16 protein-coding genes and 1 riboswitch are annotated in these 13886 nt (G+C 71.5%); of the genes, 8 read left to right on the top strand and 8 right to left on the bottom strand.

Annotated features, from left to right (window positions below):
* The coding region (locus R6V09_RS29765) for a cytochrome c oxidase subunit I (RefSeq protein WP_317884548.1) at window positions 1-736 on the bottom strand (736 nt) is incomplete at its 3' end.
* A gap of 105 nt (window positions 737-841) precedes the next feature.
* On the opposite strand from R6V09_RS29765, the gene R6V09_RS29760 reads away from it, so the two are divergent.
* Both R6V09_RS29760 and R6V09_RS29755 read left to right on the top strand, forming a co-directional pair.
* A complete protein-coding gene (locus R6V09_RS29760; RefSeq protein WP_317884547.1) occupies window positions 842-1363 on the top strand; it encodes an RNA polymerase sigma factor in 522 nt (173 codons plus the stop codon).
* An 87-nt stretch (window positions 1364-1450) separates the two neighbouring features.
* Entirely contained in the window at window positions 1451-2353 is a 903-nt protein-coding gene (locus R6V09_RS29755) for a CU044_5270 family protein (RefSeq protein WP_317884546.1), read from the top strand.
* Here the strand turns inward: R6V09_RS29755 and R6V09_RS29750 are convergent, their stop codons facing one another.
* Both R6V09_RS29750 and R6V09_RS29745 read right to left on the bottom strand, forming a co-directional pair.
* Window positions 2354-3202, bottom strand: coding sequence for a bifunctional 5,10-methylenetetrahydrofolate dehydrogenase/5,10-methenyltetrahydrofolate cyclohydrolase (locus R6V09_RS29750; RefSeq protein ID WP_317884545.1), 849 nt, complete (start codon window positions 3200-3202; stop codon window positions 2354-2356).
* A 21-nt stretch (window positions 3203-3223) separates the two neighbouring features.
* A riboswitch (ZMP/ZTP riboswitch) is annotated at window positions 3224-3308 on the bottom strand.
* Between the two features lie 26 nt (window positions 3309-3334).
* Window positions 3335-4174: a hypothetical protein gene (locus tag R6V09_RS29745; protein WP_317884544.1), complete on the bottom strand. Its 840-nt coding sequence runs from the start codon at window positions 4172-4174 to the stop codon at window positions 3335-3337.
* A 59-nt stretch (window positions 4175-4233) separates the two neighbouring features.
* Between R6V09_RS29745 and R6V09_RS29740 the strand changes: the two genes are divergently transcribed.
* On the top strand, window positions 4234-4722 hold the full coding sequence (locus R6V09_RS29740; protein ID WP_317884543.1) for a MarR family winged helix-turn-helix transcriptional regulator: 489 nt from the start codon (window positions 4234-4236) through the stop codon (window positions 4720-4722).
* Between the two features lie 78 nt (window positions 4723-4800).
* Here R6V09_RS29740 and R6V09_RS29735 read toward each other — a convergent pair whose 3' ends face one another.
* Window positions 4801-5166 carry a nuclear transport factor 2 family protein gene (locus R6V09_RS29735; RefSeq protein ID WP_317884542.1) on the bottom strand — a complete coding sequence of 122 codons (366 nt, stop codon included), beginning with the start codon at window positions 5164-5166 and terminating at the stop codon, window positions 4801-4803.
* Between the two features lie 171 nt (window positions 5167-5337).
* Between R6V09_RS29735 and R6V09_RS29730 the strand changes: the two genes are divergently transcribed.
* A complete protein-coding gene (locus R6V09_RS29730; protein ID WP_317884541.1) occupies window positions 5338-5631 on the top strand; it encodes a hypothetical protein in 294 nt (97 codons plus the stop codon).
* Between the two features lie 68 nt (window positions 5632-5699).
* On the opposite strand, the gene R6V09_RS29725 is transcribed toward R6V09_RS29730, so the two are convergent.
* Window positions 5700-7454, bottom strand: coding sequence for an ABC transporter ATP-binding protein (locus R6V09_RS29725; protein ID WP_317884540.1), 1755 nt, complete (start codon window positions 7452-7454; stop codon window positions 5700-5702).
* Window positions 7455-7593: 139 nt separating this feature from the next.
* Here R6V09_RS29725 and R6V09_RS29720 point away from each other — a divergent pair, with 139 nt between their 5' ends.
* From R6V09_RS29720 to R6V09_RS29710, 3 genes are all read left to right on the top strand, one after another.
* Entirely contained in the window at window positions 7594-8682 is a 1089-nt protein-coding gene (locus tag R6V09_RS29720; protein ID WP_317884539.1) for an S-(hydroxymethyl)mycothiol dehydrogenase, read from the top strand.
* Window positions 8682-9311, top strand: a complete 630-nt coding sequence (locus R6V09_RS29715) for an MBL fold metallo-hydrolase (protein ID WP_317884538.1) — start codon at window positions 8682-8684, stop codon at window positions 9309-9311. The genes R6V09_RS29720 and R6V09_RS29715 overlap by 1 nt, the downstream gene beginning before the upstream one ends.
* Window positions 9312-9397: 86 nt before the next feature.
* Window positions 9398-10312, top strand: a complete 915-nt coding sequence (locus R6V09_RS29710; protein WP_317884537.1) for an SDR family oxidoreductase — start codon at window positions 9398-9400, stop codon at window positions 10310-10312.
* A gap of 9 nt (window positions 10313-10321) precedes the next feature.
* Here the strand turns inward: R6V09_RS29710 and R6V09_RS29705 are convergent, their stop codons facing one another.
* On the bottom strand, window positions 10322-10849 hold the full coding sequence (locus tag R6V09_RS29705) for a hypothetical protein (protein ID WP_317884536.1): 528 nt from the start codon (window positions 10847-10849) through the stop codon (window positions 10322-10324).
* Between the two features lie 50 nt (window positions 10850-10899).
* Here R6V09_RS29705 and R6V09_RS29700 point away from each other — a divergent pair, with 50 nt between their 5' ends.
* Window positions 10900-11697 carry an SDR family NAD(P)-dependent oxidoreductase gene (locus tag R6V09_RS29700; RefSeq protein ID WP_317884535.1) on the top strand — a complete coding sequence of 266 codons (798 nt, stop codon included), beginning with the start codon at window positions 10900-10902 and terminating at the stop codon, window positions 11695-11697.
* Between the two features lie 13 nt (window positions 11698-11710).
* Here the strand turns inward: R6V09_RS29700 and R6V09_RS29695 are convergent, their stop codons facing one another.
* The gene (locus R6V09_RS29695) at window positions 11711-13102 is read right to left on the bottom strand and encodes a pyridoxal phosphate-dependent decarboxylase family protein (protein WP_317884534.1); all 1392 of its coding nucleotides are present in this window, start codon (window positions 13100-13102) and stop codon (window positions 11711-11713) included.
* Window positions 13103-13174: 72 nt separating this feature from the next.
* Window positions 13175-13886, bottom strand: a 712-nt coding sequence (locus tag R6V09_RS29690; protein WP_317884533.1) for a LysR substrate-binding domain-containing protein, incomplete at its 5' end; no start/stop codon positions are given.

Here is a 13886-nt window from a genome sequence, read left to right as displayed (position 1 = left end):
ACACCTCTGGATGGCCGAAGAACCAGAAGAGGTGCTGCCACAGCAGGGCCCCGCCGTTGGCGGCGTCGAAGACGTGTGCCCCGAATTTCCGATCCGCCTCCAGCGCGAACAGCGCGGCGGCGAGGACCGGGAAGGCCAGCAGGACCAGGACGGCGGTCAGCAGCACGTTCCACACGAAGATCGGCATGCGGAACATCGTCATGCCCGGTGCGCGCATGCAGATGATCGTGGTGATGAAGTTGACCGCGCCGAGGATGGTGCCGAAGCCGGAGAAGGCCAGACCCATGATCCACATGTCGGCGCCGATGCCCGGTGAGCGGACCGCGTCCGACAGCGGGCTGTAGGCGAACCAGCCGAAGTCGGCCGCACCCTGCGGGGTGAGGAAGCCACCGACCGCGATCGTCGAGCCGAAGAGGTAGAGCCAGTAGGCGAACATGTTCAGCCGCGGGAACGCCACGTCGGGCGCGCCGATCTGCAGCGGCATGATCCAGTTCGTGAAACCGGCGAACAGGGGCGTCGCGAACATCAGCAGCATGATCGTGCCGTGCATCGTGAACGCCTGGTTGAACTGCTCGTTCGACATGATCTGCAAGCCTGGTCTGGCGAGTTCGGCGCGCATGAGGAGCGCCATGACGCCGCCGATCAGGAAGAACGCGAACGACGTGACCAGGTACAGCGTCCCGATCGTCTTGTGATCCGTGGTCGTCAGCCACTTGATGCTCTTGAGGTCTCTCACGCCCCGCCTGTGTCCGCGCCCCGCCCGCACATCACACTCGACGGGCGCGACGAGAATCACGAAACCGGGTGTGACGATCGCCCGGGTGCCGGACAAGAACGGAACATGAGCAACGACGAGAACTTCGCCGCTGCCTATCGCGAGCACTACTGGGCGGTCAGCCGCTACGTTGCCCGGCGACTGGACGGGCGGAACAGCGAGGTCGAGGAAGTGGTGGCGGAGGTCTTCACCGTCGCCTGGCGCCGCCGTGCGGATCTGCCGCCGGCGCCGTTGCCCTGGCTGTACGGCGTTGCCCGCAACTGCCTGGCAAACGCGGTACGGGGGTATGGGCGCCGCCGCAGGCTCGTCGACCGGTTGGGCAACGACGAGAGCGCGCACGGGCGGCAGGTTGCTGCCGGGCCGGATACGGAGGCGCCCGGCGCCTGGGTGCACGAGGCGCTCGCGCGCTTGTCGTCGGCCGATCAGGAGGTACTGCGGCTGACGGCATGGGAGGAGCTGGGTGTGGAGGAGGTTGCCGTGGTTCTTGGGTGTGGGGTGCGGGCTGCGGCTATGAGGTTGCATCGGGCGCGGCGGAGATTGAGAGCGGAGATCGATCGGCTCGTGGTGCTTGGAGGTGCGGGGTGTTGATCGAGTACTCTGCGGCGCCGTCGTGGCTGGTCGCGCAGTTCCCCGCGCCCCTGTGGGGCGCCGCAGCTGAGCCGGAGGAGCATCGCCGTGGCCGATGAACTTGAACTCCTGCGCAGCGCCAATCCGTTCACCGCGGAAGGGCCCTTCTACGGCGATGGACCTCTGGACCATCATGCCGAGCGTCGGCTCAACCGGCTGCTGCTGCACGAACGGCGGACCGGGCGTCGCCGGCTGCTCTGGAGTCTCGTGGCCGGAGTCGCCGTAGTGGCGACCGCGTTCACGCTGTTGCTGGGCGGACCGAGCGGCACTCCTGCCGTGGCGGCGCCCCGCCCCTTGGTCGTGCAGGCGCACTCCACGCCCGTAGCCCTGAAACAGCTCGCCGCCCTCGCCGCGGCGGTCGCGGTCGACGGAACTCCCGCTCTGCGCAAGGGAACTCACGTGCAGTCCTGGAGTCTCGGCATGTCCGACGACAAACCACCGGTCACCATCCCCGAGGAACGCATCGTGCGCTGGAACGCGGACGACAGTCACACGGAACGTGTCGTCGAGCACGGGCATGTCCTCAAGGAGACGACGTATCCGCCGAGTTGGAGCGATGTCCCGCCCGAGGCCCGGCCTCCGCACGACGTGGCGGGACTGCGGGCGTACCTCCAGGAGACGGCGTACAGCAAGACGCCGTTGACCACCCCCGAACTCCTCGACGCCGTGGGGGAGTTGCTGGACCACTGGACGCTTGGGGCGCGTGAGTCGGCCGCGTTGGCGCGGGTGCTCGCGGGGGCGGACGGACTGCGGCCGGTGGGGGAGGTGACCGACCGCCTCGGGCGGCGCGGGCAGGCGTACGTCTATCAGCAGTCCGCCACCCGTCTGATGCTGATCATGGACCCGGCCACCGGCGCCGTCCTCGGAATGGAGAGCACCTTCACGAAGGACCAGCCCGAGTACGGCGTCAAGGCCGGGGCCGTCATGGACTACAGCGCGTGGACGCGCTGATCACACGCCGAGCTGCCGGGCGGCAGCCGTCACCGTCTGTTCCAGGAGCGTGGCGATCGTCATCGGGCCGACGCCGCCCGGCACCGGTGTGATCAGCGAGGCGCGCTCGGCGGCCGAGTCGAAGTCGACGTCGCCGACGTTTCCCGCGTTGTAGCCCGCGTCGAGCACGACCGCGCCCGGCTTGATGTCCTCGCCGCGGATCAGCCGGGGGCGGCCCACGGCGGCGACCACGATGTCCGCCTCGCGGACCGCCGCCGACAGGTCCCGGGTGCGGGAGTGGCAGTACGTCACCGTCGCGTCGCGGGCCAGCAGGAGCATGCCGGCCGGCTTGCCGAGGATCGCGCTGCGGCCCACGACGACGGCCCGCTTGCCGGACGGGTCGACGTCGTACTCGTCGAGCAGCCGCATGATGCCGCCGGGTGTGCAGGACACGAAGCCCGGCAGGCCGAAGCTCATCGCCGCGAAGGACGCGAAGGTGACGCCGTCGACGTCCTTCTCTGGCGCGATCGCCTCGAACGCGGCCCGCTCGTCGATGTGTTCGCCCATCGGGTGCTGGAGCAGGATGCCGTGCACGGCGGGGTCGGCGGAGAGCGCGGTGAGGGTCGCGACCAGTTCGGCTGTGGTCGTGGCGGCGGGGAGTTCGACGTGCCGGGACTCGATGCCGGCCTTGCGGCTGCGGTTCTGCTTCATCCGGACGTAGGTGACGGATGCCGGGTCCGAGCCGACCAGGACCGTCGCCAGACAGGGCGCCGTACCGGTGCGTTCAGTGAGGTCGGCGGCCTGCTTCGCGGTGTCCTCGACGATGCGCCGGGCGAGCGCGGTGCCGTCCATGAGCCGTGCTTGAGACATGATCCACTCCTGAGCTGGTTGACCAATCGCCCAGGCGCACGGCATCGACTCCGCGTGGGCCGCTCCACGGTGGTGCTCCACCTCAGCGCCAGTCACGACCCACGAACAGCGTAACCGAGGGGACTATGGCCGTCAGGACCCGCTCTCCTCGGGCGGTGCCGTCGGGTCGACACCGGCGAGGAATCCCCGGGCCTGTGCTGCGAGACGTGGGGCTCCGATGGCGCTCGCCCAGCGCTCGACCTCCGTCGCGAGCGCCTTGGCCCCGGCCTCGTCACCCGAGTCCCGGGCCAGGACGGCGAGCAGCAGCAGTTGGGACAGCGTGCCGGGGACCGTGCCTGCGCCGGCGCCCAGTGTGGTCGCCCGGCGCCAGCGGTCCAGGGCCAGGTCGTGGTCACCGGCGTCGTGGTCGTGGTCGCCGAGGTGGCGCAGGGCCTCGCGGGCCAGCAACGGGTCGTCGCCGGACTCGGCGGCGCGCAGTGCGGATGCGTAGTGAGGGGGTGCTCCCGCCAGGTCGGCGAAGTGGTTGTCCGTGATCAGGCCGAGGTACATCTCGGCCCAGCCCCGGCGCCCCTCGTCCGGGGCGCTGTCCCGCAGCGCCTGCGCCTCGCGGAGCAGGGACGCGAGGGTTTTCGGATCCTTGCCGTCGGGGCCCAGCCGCAGTCGACCGTCGACGACGAGCAGTCGGCGATAGGTGTTCCGCAGCCGCGCGAAGTCCAGGTCCCAGTCACCGCCCGGGAACTCCTTCCCGGCCGCTTCGATACGTGCCGTCGCGGTGTCCGTACCCGCGAACCAGTCCTGTTCCAGGGCCACTTGGGCGGCGGCGCGGGCGATCCGCGCCCGGGGGTCCGGCTCGTCGGCGGTGCACGCGTCCAGCAGGCGGGAGGCGCGCTGCCATCGTCCCGTCACGCTCAACTCGTGGGCTGCGGCGATGAGTTCTTCGACGGGGATGGCCGCGTTCACTGTGGATGTCATGGCGGGGAAGGTAGTTATGCGAAAAACTATCCACAAGAAAACCACTGCGGGAGGCAGACGTGGACGACTCGGTCGACCGGCATGTGGCGCTCTGGGCGAAGGAACTCCCCTGGATGGACCCGGTGAAGGAGCAGGTCTTCTTCCGGCTGGCGATCCTGGCCCGCCACGCCGGTCAGGCGCGGCGGGACGTGCTCGACGCCGACGGGCTCAAGCAGTGGCAGTTCAAGGTGCTGCTGATGCTGCGCAGGCTCGGGCCGCCGTACGAGACGAGCCCGTCACAGTTGGCGGAACTGCTGGGACTGACGCGTGGGGCGCTCTCCGCGCGGCTGGCGGCCGTCGAGGAGGCGGGGCTGATCGCCCGTACCCATGAGACGGGGGACCGGCGGCGGGTGCGGGTGCGGCTCACCGACGCCGGATACGCAGTCCTTGAGGAGCATGTGGCGGCGGAGGAAGCGGGCGAGCTCGCGCTGCTCGCAGCACTGACCCCAGCAGAGCGGCGGACGCTCGCAGACCTGCTGCGGAAACTGGTGCTCGCCGTCGAGTCCTAGCGGTGCCGGCGGGTACCGTGCTGGCCGAGAAGGTCCAGGTCAGCCGGGTGGTGACCCGGACCTTCGGCACCAAATTCGCTAGCCGTCCCATGCCTGGATCATGGTCTGCCGGGTGATCTTGCCGTCGTCCAGTACGAGCATCGACTCGGCCAGGACCCGGGTCCCGTCGGCGTACTGACAGGACTCGCTGTAGGCGACTCGGTCCCCCTGTACGACGCACTCCTCCAGTTTGTGCGTCATGTCGCGGCTGTAGACATCGGCGAGCATGGCGCCGATCTCGTCCCGGCCGTGCAGGACCTTGGGATTGCTGGGCTGGGTCTGATGGTCGACGACGTGGATCTCCGCGTCGTCGGCGTAGAGCGACAGAAGTGTCGCCGCTGTGTGATCTTCGATGCCCCGGCGCAGGGCTTCGGTGTCGAAGCCGGGGCGTGCCGCGGTGCCCATGGTGACCTCCTCGGAGGGCCGCGGCCCGAACAGGAGCGAGCCGCGCGGGCCTCTCCTACGAGACTCCTCCGCCGCGCCGGGGTCGGCAAACCGAGCGGGCGTACTCCGCCTGACGGGTGAGCGGCGACCGGTGCCCGTGACCGTGCGGCTACCGTCCGCGTTGCTGGAAGCATGATTTCAACACGACGTATTGCCGCCGCCGTTGGTCTCGCCGTCGGGGTCACCGGTCTCGTCGCGCCGATGGCGAACGCCGCCGACGCGCCCGCCTTCAAGGACGGCAAGGTCAGCCCGGTCGCCCTCCTGGACTCGCTCGCGGTGAGCGAGATCCCCGCCGAGCACCAGGCGCAGATCCCGAAGGTCGCCGACCAGATGAAGGCGCTGAACCACCTGAACGACCTCCAGCAGCTGCACCAGGTCACCGACATGGCCGCGCCGGTCACGGGACTCCTCCCCGCCGTCGAGTAGCGGGACCGCGCAGCGCGCAGACCTTGAGGGCCGTCCGGAAACGGGCGGCCCTCAGTCGTGCGGCGGCATCAGCCCGCCGTCGCCAGGAACTGCGTCGCCGCCAGCTCCGCGTAGAGCGGGTCGGCGCTCACCAGCTCCCGGTGCGTCCCCACCGCGCGGACCCGGCCCGCGTCCATGACGACGATCCGGTCGGCCATCGTCACCGTGGACAGCCGGTGCGCGACGACCAGGACCGTCGTCGTACGGGCCACATCGGCGACGGTGTCGCGCAGGGCCGCCTCGTTGACCGCGTCCAGCTGCGAGGTCGCCTCGTCCAGGAGCAGCAGTCGGGGATGGCGCAGCAGGGCGCGGGCGATCGCGACGCGCTGGCGTTCGCCGCCGGAGAGGCGGGTGCCGCGGTGGCCGACCAGGGTGTCGACGCCCTTCGGGAGCCGGGCGACCAGACCGTCGAGACGGGTCGTCTTCAGGACGCGGGTGACGGCGTCGTCGTCCGCGTCCGGGTTGCCGAGTAGCAGGTTGTCGCGCAGTGAGCCCGACAGGACCGGCGCGTCCTGCTCCACATAGCCGATGGCGGACCGGAGCCCGGACAGCTCCCAGTCCGCGAGGTCCCGGCCGTCGAGGGTGATGGCGCCGGACTCGGGGTCGTAGAAGCGCTCGATGAGGGAGAACACGGTGGTCTTGCCCGCGCCGGACGGGCCGACGAACGCCGTCATGCCCTGGGCCGGTACCTCGAAGGTCACGCCGTGGTGGACGTAGGGCAGGTCGTCGGCGTAGCGGAAGCGGACGTCGTCGAAGGCGAGGGCCGCGGGCTCGGCGCCGGGGGAGGGCAACTGGGCCGGGAGGGAAGGGGGTTCGGCGGGGAGCTGGAGCGCTTCCTGGATGCGGGAGAGGGCCGCCGCGCCCGTCTGGTACTGCGTGATCGCGCCGACGACCTGCTGGACGGGCATCATCAGGTAGAAGACGTAGAGGAGGAACGCGACCAGTGTGCCGACGTCGATCGCGCCCGTCGCCACCCGTGCCCCGCCCACCGCGAGGACGGTGATGAACGCGATCTGCATCGACAGGCCGGCCGTATTGCCCGCCGCCGCAGCCCACTTGGCCGCGCGGATGCTCTGCCGCCAGGACTCCTCGGCCGCCGCGTGCAGGGTGCGCTCCTCGCGGTTCTCGGCGCCGGACGCCTTCACCGTGCGCAGCGCGCCGAGGATCCGCTCCAGCGAGGCGCCCATCACACCGATCGCGTCCTGCGCCTGCCGGCTGGCCCGGTTGATGCGCGGCACGATCACACTGAGCACGGTGCCCGCGCCCACGATCACGGCAAGGGTGACGGCCAGCAGCACGGGGTCGACCAGACCCATCAGCACCACCGTCGCGACGAGAATGAGCCCTTCGGTGCCGAGACCGACCAGCGAATCGGTGGTGACCTCGCGCAGGAGCGTGGTGTCGGAGGTGATGCGGGCCATCAGGTCGCCGGGCTCGCTGCGGTCCACCGCGCTGATCCGCAGCCGCAGCAGATACGACGACAGGGCCCGCCGCGCGCCGAGCACCACCGACTCGGCGGTGCGCCGCAGAACATACGAACCCAGCGCGCCCAGCGCCGCGTTGGCGACCACCAGCGCCGACATCGCGAGCAACGCCCCGGTGATCGTCCGGTCGTGCGAGAGGTCGTCGATGAGTCCCCGCGCCACCAACGGCAGCAACAGCCCGGTGCCGCCGGTGACCAGCGAGAGCAGCGCGCCCGCCAACAGGGCCCAGCGGTGCGGCCGTACGTAGTCGAGGAGCAGCCGCCAGGCCGGCGGGTCGCTCCGAGTCCCTGCGATGGCCACAGTGCTCCTCGGGATGCGGTCGGAACATTCAGGCTACGTCGGCCGCCGCCGGCGGTGTCGACCCGCTGTCGTGCCCTTACCGATCAGTCACGCGTAGGGTCTCGGGCAGGGACAACGATCGACGAAAGGGTTCAGGACCATGGCGCAGGAAGTGCGCGGCGTGATCGCGCCGGGAAAGAACGAACCGGTCCGGGTCGAGACGATCGTCGTACCCGACCCCGGCCCCGGTGAGGCCGTGGTGAAGGTACAGGCCTGCGGGGTCTGTCACACCGACCTGCACTACAAGCAGGGCGGCATCAGCGACGACTTCCCCTTCCTGCTGGGGCACGAGGCGGCGGGGATCGTGGAGTCGGTCGGCGAGGGCGTCACAGACGTCGCCCCGGGCGACTTCGTGATCCTCAACTGGCGTGCGGTGTGCGGGAACTGCCGGGCCTGTCTGCGCGGCCGGCCGCAGTACTGCTTCAACACCCACAACGCCAAGCAGAAGATGACCCTTGCCTCGACCGGCCAGGAACTCTCCCCGGCCCTCGGCATCGGCGCCTTCGCCGACAAGACACTGGTGGCGGCGGGACAGTGCACCAAGGTCGACCCGACCGTCTCCCCGGCCGTCGCCGGTCTCCTCGGCTGCGGCGTGATGGCCGGTATCGGCGCGGCGATCAACACCGGGAACGTCGGGCGCGGCGACACCGTCGCCGTCATCGGCTGCGGCGGAGTTGGCGACGCGGCGATCGCCGGGGCCCGGCTCGCGGGCGCGGCGCGGATCATCGCCGTCGACATCGACGACCGCAAGCTGGAGAAGGCCCGCTCGATGGGCGCCACCCACACCGTCAACTCCAAGACGTCCGACGCCGTCGAGGCGATCCGCGAACTGACCGGCGGCTTCGGCGCCGATGTCGTCATCGAGGCGGTCGGCCGCCCGGAGACGTACAAGCAGGCCTTCTACGGCCGTGACTTGGCCGGCACGGTCGTCCTCGTCGGCGTCCCGACGCCGGAGATGAAGCTCGAACTCCCGCTCCTGGACGTCTTCGGGCGCGGCGGTTCCCTCAAGTCGTCCTGGTACGGCGACTGTCTGCCCTCCCGTGACTTCCCGATGCTGATCGACCTGCACCAGCAAGGCCGCCTGGACCTGGGCGCGTTCGTCACGGAGACGGTCCAACTCGACGAGGTGGAGAAGGCGTTCGAGCGGATGCACGGCGGCGACGTGCTGCGTTCGGTGGTGGTGCTCTGATGGGCGCGCGCATCGAACACCTCGTCACCTCAGGGCAGTTCACGCTCGACGGCGGCACCTGGGACGTCGACAACAACGTGTGGATCGTCGGCGACGACCACGAGGTCGTCGTGATCGACGCCGCCCATGACGCCGACGCCATCCTCGCGGCGATCGGCGACCGCACACTGACCGCCATCATCTGCACCCACGCCCACAACGACCACATCGACGCCGCCCCCGCCCTCGCGGACCGCACCGGCGCCACGATCTGGCTGCACCCCGACGACCTGCCCCTGTGGAAGCAGACCCACCCCGACCGGGACCCCGACGCCCATCTCGCCGACGGCCAGGTGATCGAGGCCGCGGGCGCCGACCTGAAGGTCCTGCACACGCCAGGGCACGCGCCCGGCGCGGTCTGCCTCTACGACCCCGGGCTCGGCACGGTCTTCACCGGCGACACCCTCTTCCACGGCGGCCCGGGCGCCACGGGACGGTCGTACTCCCACTTCCCGACCATCATCGACTCCATCCGCGACCGCCTCCTGACCCTGCCGCCGGAGACGAAGGTGCTCACGGGACACGGCGACTCGACCACGATCGGCGCCGAGGCCGGGCAGCTGGAGGAGTGGATCGCCCGGGGCCACTGACGCCTCGGACAAAACCCGACAGGAGATGTCCGGCTTCTCCGGCAGGCTCGACACGAGACACGTCGAACGAGCACGGGAGGTCGGACATGCCGGGCCCACTGGAAGGCAAGGTCGCGCTGGTCGCGGGGGCGACCCGCGGAGCGGGACGCGGCATCGCCGTGGAACTGGGCGCGGCCGGCGCCACCGTCTACGTGACCGGCCGCTCCACCCGGGCCCGGCGCTCGGAGTACGACCGGCCCGAGACCGTCGAGGACACCGCCGACCTCGTCACCGCGGCCGGCGGCCAGGGCATCGCCGTACCCACCGACCACCTTGAACCCCCGGCCGTACGGGCCCTCGTCGACCGTATCGACGACGAACAGGGCCGCCTCGACATCCTCGTCAACGACATCTGGGGCGGCGAGCACCTCTTCGCCCGGGACACCCCCGTCTGGGAGCACGACCTCGACAAAGGGCTCCGCCTCCTCAGGCTGGCGGTCGAGACACACGCGATCACCAGCCACCACGCCCTGCCCCTGCTGCTGCGCAGGCCCGGCGGCCTGGTCGTCGAGGTCACCGACGGGACCGCCGAGTACAACCGCGACACCTACCGCGTCTCCTTCTTCTACGACCTCGCCAAGTCGTCCGTCCTGCGCATGGCCTTCGCCCTCGGCCACGAAATCGGCCCGCGCGGCGCCACCGCAGTGGCGCTGACCCCGGGCTGGCTGCGCTCGGAGATCATGCTCGACCAGTTCGGCGTCCGCGAGGAGAACTGGCGCGACGCCCTCGACCGCGTCCCCCACTTCGCCATCTCGGAGACCCCGCGCTACGTCGGCCGCGCCGTCACCGCCCTCGCGACCGACCCCCAAGTGGCCCGCTGGAACGGGCAGTCGCTGTCCAGCGGCGGACTCGCCCCGGTCTACGGCTTCACGGACCTCGACGGCAGCCGCCCGGACGCGTGGCGGTACCTGGTGGAGGTACAGGACGTGGGGAAGCCGGCGGACGTGACCGGGTACCGGTGAGGGGCGGGGTCATGCCCGGGTCACCGGCCAGTGCGCGGAGTGGCCCGGCGGCAGCGCCAGATCGTCCCGTACGGCCGCGTTGTAGCCCTCGCGACCGGCGCGCTGCCGTGCCAGCAGGGCCTGCCAGGCGACCGGATCGCGCGTCTCGTCGCGCAGGAACTGCTCCATCTCCATCACCGCGACGACCCACACCCGGGCCCGCTCCACCACCTCAGGACTCCCCAGCAGGATCAGCGCCTCCCCGGACGGATCCCTGGCCACGGACGCCTCCGCCATCAGCGGTGTCGCCTCCTCGGGAGTCAGCGGATGGGGATGCGGATCGTTGCCGAAGTGGGAGGCGACACGGTAGTTCAGGGTCACGGACGCCTTCAGGGTCCTGGCGTACTCGGTGTACACGGTGAGCCGTCGTTCCTCCCAACGCGCCGCCTGCTCGTGCCGGAACCGCACCCGGTCGCCCCGCATCACCGCCAGATACGAGCCGAGCGCACCGATCACCACACCGATCAGCGCGGGCAGTTGCTGTATGAACGCGTTCATGTCCGCACGGTATCTGCCGAGTTGATCGTTACGGCAGTACGTTCGGGGCCATGACTGACTCAAGGCGCTTCGAGGGGTACGGAGTTCTCGTCACCGGTGCGGCCCGCGGCATCGGTGCGGCCGTCGCGCGGCGGCTCGCCGAGGAGGGGGCGCGGGTGCTGGTGACCGACGTCGATCCGGCCGAGGCGGAGAAGACGGCGGCGGCGCTGCGCGAACTCGGCCTCGGGGCCGAGGCGTTCGGGTGCGACGTGGGGGACCGGGAGGCGGTGGAGCGGGCCGTCGCTCATGCCGTGGCGACGTTCGGGGCGCTCGACGTCCTGGTCAACAGCGCGGCCCACTGCACCCCCGACCTCCCGCTCTTCGAGGACGAGCCGGACGACGAGTGGGCCCGCGACCTCGACATCACGCTGACCGGACCGTACCGCTGCTGCCGTGCCGCACTGCCGCACCTGGCCGCCTCCGGACGGGGAGCCGTCGTCAACATCGGTTCCGTGAACGGGGTTCAGGACTTCGGCAACCACGCCTACAGCGCCGCCAAGGCCGGACTCGGCTCCCTGACCCGCACCCTCGCCGGGCACGCGGCCAAGCGGGGCGTGCGGGTCAACCTGGTGGTGCCGGGCACCGTCCGCACCTCCGCCTGGGAGGGGCGGGAGGACGACCTGGACGCCGTACGCGGGCTGTATCCGCTCGGCCGGGTCGGCGAGCCCGAGGACATCGCGGCGGCCGTCGCGTTCCTCGCCTCGCGCGACGCCTCCTGGATCACCGGCACGGCCCTGAACGTCGACGGCGGCCTCACCGCGGTCAACACCGGCTTCCGGCAGGCCGTCCGGCCACGGAGGCGGGCGTAGCCGCCCCGGCAGATCAGCGAACCGGTGCCGCCGCGAGAGCCGCGAGCACCCGGTCCGTATCGGCCTCGGACGTACGCCAGTTGCTGAACGCGGCGCGCAACGCGGGCGTCCCCTCGTACACCGTCGGAGTCAGGAACGCCTCGCCGGAGGCGGCGACGGCCTCCGCAAGCGCGGCCACCCGTTCCTGCGTCGAGTTCTCGGCGAGGGTGAAGCAGACGACGTTCAGCCGGACCGGCGCGGACAGCCGCAGGCCCGGGAGCGCGGCGATGCCCTCGCCGAGGCGGTGGGCGAGGGCGACGTTGCGCTCGACGATCTCGCGGTGCCCGGCGCGGCCGTAGGCCAGGAGGGAGAACCAGGCCGGGAGGGCGCGCAGCCGCCGGGAGTTCTCCGGGGTGAGGTGGAGGAAGTCCGGGTCGCCGGTCGGCAGGCCGAGGTACGGGGACGCGTTGTGGAACACCCTGACCTGGAGGTCACGGCGGCGGGTGAACTGGACGGCCGCGTCATAGGGCACGTTGAGCCACTTGTGCAGGTCGACGCAGACCGAGTCCGCCGCGTCGAGCCCGTCGACGAGGTGGGCGTGGGCGGGGGAGAGCGCGGCGAAACCGCCGAACGCGGCGTCCACGTGCAGCCAGAAGTCGTGCCGCTCCTTGAGGGCCGCGATGGCCCGCAGGTCGTCGAAGTCGACGGTGTTCACGGTGCCCGCGTTCGCCACGACGATCGCCGGGCGGCCTCCCAACTCGGCGAGCGCGGCGTCGAGTTGGGCCACGTCGACGGCCTCGCGGTTCCCGGCGAGCACGGGCACCTGGCGCAGCCGGTCCCGGCCGATGCCCAGCACGGACAGCGCCTTGGTGACGCTGGAGTGCGGGCTCCCGGAGAGCACGTCCACCGGGCCGAGCGCGGCGGCCCCGTCCCGGGACACGTCCACGCCCAGGCGCTCGCCGAGCCACTCGCGGGCGACGGCCAGCCCCACCGTGTTCGACACCGTCGCGCCGGTCACGAAGGCCCCGGAGTGCGCCTCGCCCAGTCCGAACAGCTCGCGCAGCCAGCCGACCGTCTCCCGCTCCAGGGCCGCCGCCCAGGAACCGGCCGCGCCGGACACGTTCTGGTCGTACGCGCTGGTCAGCCAGTCCCCGGTGACCGACGCGGGCGTCGCACCGCCCGTGACGAAGCCGAGGTAGCGCGGGCCCGCCGACCCCGAGAAACCGGGCGCCCACCGCTCGGCGAACCGCGCGAGAGCACCCTCGGCACCGGCCCCGTCGGCCGGCAGGGGGTCGTGATCGGGGGCCTTCCCGGGGTGGACGACCGGCCGCTCGGCCACACCGGCCAGCTCACGGGCGGCGAAGTCACGGGCGGACTGGAGGAGTTCGGGGAGCCGGGCGAGATCGTCGGCGAGGGTGCGGTGCATGGGCGGCAGCGTAGGCGGAGGCGCCGGGCCGGGTATCGGTCCACTCCGAGGAAAGTGGACCGATGCCGCGTACTAGTCCTGTCCGGGCAGCCCCTCCCGCAAGGTCTCCAGGAACGCCCGCGCCGCCGGCCCCGCAGGGCCGTCCGTACGCCAGACCACCGCGACCCGCCCCCGTGCCCGGGCATCGTCGATACGGAGCATCCGCAGCGCCCGCGGCTCTCGTGCTGCCGTCGTGGCCTCGGAGGCGTCCTGCGGGCGTGGGACCACGGCCACCCCGAGCCCCCGTTCCGCGAGTCGCATCAGCGCGTCCGGGGCCGCCGCCTCGCAGGTGACGCGGGGCCGGAAGCCCGCCTCCGCGCACAGCCGGTCCAGCACTCCGCGCACCCCCGTCCCCCGAGGAAGGCTGATCAACCGGTGCCCGCGCAACGCGGTCAGCGGGACGGACGTACGACCGCGGTGTTCGGCGAGCAGCGGATGACCCGGTGCCACCGCCGCGACCAAGGGTTCGTCGATCACGATCCGGAGGGCGAGGCCCGGTGCCGGCTCGGGGTCCGGCAGGCCCGCCACGGCGATGTCCAGCTCCCCGTGGCGCAGCGCGGCGAGCATCCGGTCCGAGGTGTCCTCGGTGAGGGTGATCTCCACCTGGGGATGCGCGTCGTGGAAGTCGGCGAGCAGCGCCGGCACGTCCATGCGATGGCCGAGGGCTCCGGGCACCAGCCCGACCGCCACCCGCCCGCGCAGCAGCCCGCCGAACTCCGCCGCCGTCTGCCGCACCCCGTCGACG

The organism is Streptomyces sp. W16 (genome assembly GCF_033194735.1).
Classification (GTDB): Bacteria; Actinomycetota; Actinomycetes; order Streptomycetales; family Streptomycetaceae; genus Streptomyces.
This window is presented reverse-complemented; position numbering and strand designations above follow the sequence as displayed.

Excerpts from the sequence above, each read along its gene's own strand:
- R6V09_RS29760 (WP_317884547.1), top strand. The coding sequence starts at position 842 with ATGAGCAACGACGAGAACTTCGCCGCTGCCTATCGCGAGCACTACTGG.
- R6V09_RS29750 (WP_317884545.1), bottom strand. The coding sequence starts at position 3,202 with ATGTCTCAAGCACGGCTCATGGACGGCACCGCGCTCGCCCGGCGCATC.
- R6V09_RS29745 (WP_317884544.1), bottom strand. The coding sequence starts at position 4,174 with ATGACATCCACAGTGAACGCGGCCATCCCCGTCGAAGAACTCATCGCC.
- R6V09_RS29735 (WP_317884542.1), bottom strand. The coding sequence starts at position 5,166 with ATGGGCACCGCGGCACGCCCCGGCTTCGACACCGAAGCCCTGCGCCGG.
- R6V09_RS29730 (WP_317884541.1), top strand. The coding sequence starts at position 5,338 with ATGATTTCAACACGACGTATTGCCGCCGCCGTTGGTCTCGCCGTCGGG.
- R6V09_RS29720 (WP_317884539.1), top strand. The coding sequence starts at position 7,594 with ATGGCGCAGGAAGTGCGCGGCGTGATCGCGCCGGGAAAGAACGAACCG.
- R6V09_RS29715 (WP_317884538.1), top strand. The coding sequence starts at position 8,682 with ATGGGCGCGCGCATCGAACACCTCGTCACCTCAGGGCAGTTCACGCTC.
- R6V09_RS29710 (WP_317884537.1), top strand. The coding sequence starts at position 9,398 with ATGCCGGGCCCACTGGAAGGCAAGGTCGCGCTGGTCGCGGGGGCGACC.
- R6V09_RS29705 (WP_317884536.1), bottom strand. The coding sequence starts at position 10,849 with ATGAACGCGTTCATACAGCAACTGCCCGCGCTGATCGGTGTGGTGATC.
- R6V09_RS29700 (WP_317884535.1), top strand. The coding sequence starts at position 10,900 with ATGACTGACTCAAGGCGCTTCGAGGGGTACGGAGTTCTCGTCACCGGT.
- R6V09_RS29695 (WP_317884534.1), bottom strand. The coding sequence starts at position 13,102 with ATGCACCGCACCCTCGCCGACGATCTCGCCCGGCTCCCCGAACTCCTC.